The organism is Hydrogeniiclostridium mannosilyticum (genome assembly GCF_003268275.1).
In the GTDB taxonomy this organism is placed as follows: Bacteria; Bacillota; Clostridia; order Oscillospirales; family Acutalibacteraceae; genus Hydrogeniiclostridium; species Hydrogeniiclostridium mannosilyticum.
This window is the reverse complement of sequence record NZ_QLYR01000035.1, coordinates 1-884: the sequence shown is the minus strand read 5'-3', so window position 1 is coordinate 884 and position 884 is coordinate 1. Positions and strand designations below refer to the sequence as shown.

The window sequence follows — 884 nt, the reverse complement described above, 5'->3', positions numbered from 1 at the left end:
AACTCTCCCGTGACCGTTCTTTCAGCCTTTGCCATTGGACATTCGGATGTGTCCTTTTTTCTGCATTTTGAGCAGGTGAGTTTGTCTTTCATGTTGTGTTCCCCCTTGATGAACTCCAGCGCCGGCCTCTTTTTTCTTCGATCACTTAACCACCCTCAATTCAAAACCCGGATAAAGCGCTTCCCAGTCCTTTTTCTTGATTTTAAATTCCTTTGTCTCCACGCCCTTGACATCCTCCACCCATACCAGCCCGGAAGAATCGCACACCATGAAATCCGGCCTGTACCGGGTGTTTCCCAACAAGAGGAAGGACGGCTGCCGGGTAAACCAAAGAATCCGCCCCGATGCTCTCAGCGCTTTCAGCTGTACGTACCGCGCCGCCTCCGCCTTGCTGTCAAAGCGTATTCCGTCAACCTCAACCGGCGTGTTGTGATACTTCGCCGGCCTAACATACGCCTTCATTACGGCCTCCAGTCCAAATCATCGAACGCGCCCGATTGCTCGAACGCCTCAATGTCGTAGGTCGTTTGAACCTTTGCCTTGTTCTGCGGCTCAAGCTCATCCTCCCAGCCCTGAGCATTGAGCCATGTGGCCGGGTAGGGGATAAACCGCCCATTCTCCCGGTTCCACTGCTCACTCTTTTTCGCCCGCTCAATCGCTGCCATGATTTTCTCGCGCAATTCCCTGCCCGGCCTGAGCTTGTTCCAAGCCTTCAGGGCGCTGCCCTTGCTCGCCTTCTTGGGGAAGGCTTTCCAGAATTCCTCAAATCCCTGGACAGGCGTCTTGGGTCGGATAGCGGCCTCCGCCGCTCCTCCTGCCGTTTCAACAGTTAGGTCCTCGGCCTGTCCTTCCCCCTGGGGGGATTTAGGGGGGAGTATATTCTT

The 884-nt window shown here is 54.9% G+C and carries 1 protein-coding gene and 1 pseudogene; both read right to left on the bottom strand.

Annotated elements, in window-relative coordinates; translation table 11 throughout:
* Window positions 1–141: 141 nt before the first annotated feature.
* Entirely contained in the window at window positions 142–462 is a 321-nt protein-coding gene (locus tag DPQ25_RS14325) for a DUF1064 domain-containing protein (RefSeq protein ID WP_112333843.1), read from the bottom strand.
* Window positions 462–884 (bottom strand): annotated as a pseudogene (locus DPQ25_RS14845) (hypothetical protein); the annotation flags it as partial. The pseudogene DPQ25_RS14845 and the gene DPQ25_RS14325, both read right to left, overlap by 1 nt.

Coding starts and splice junctions, on each gene's coding strand:
- DPQ25_RS14325 (WP_112333843.1), bottom strand. CDS start 462: ATGAAGGCGTATGTTAGGCCGGCGAAGTATCACAACACGCCGGTTGAG.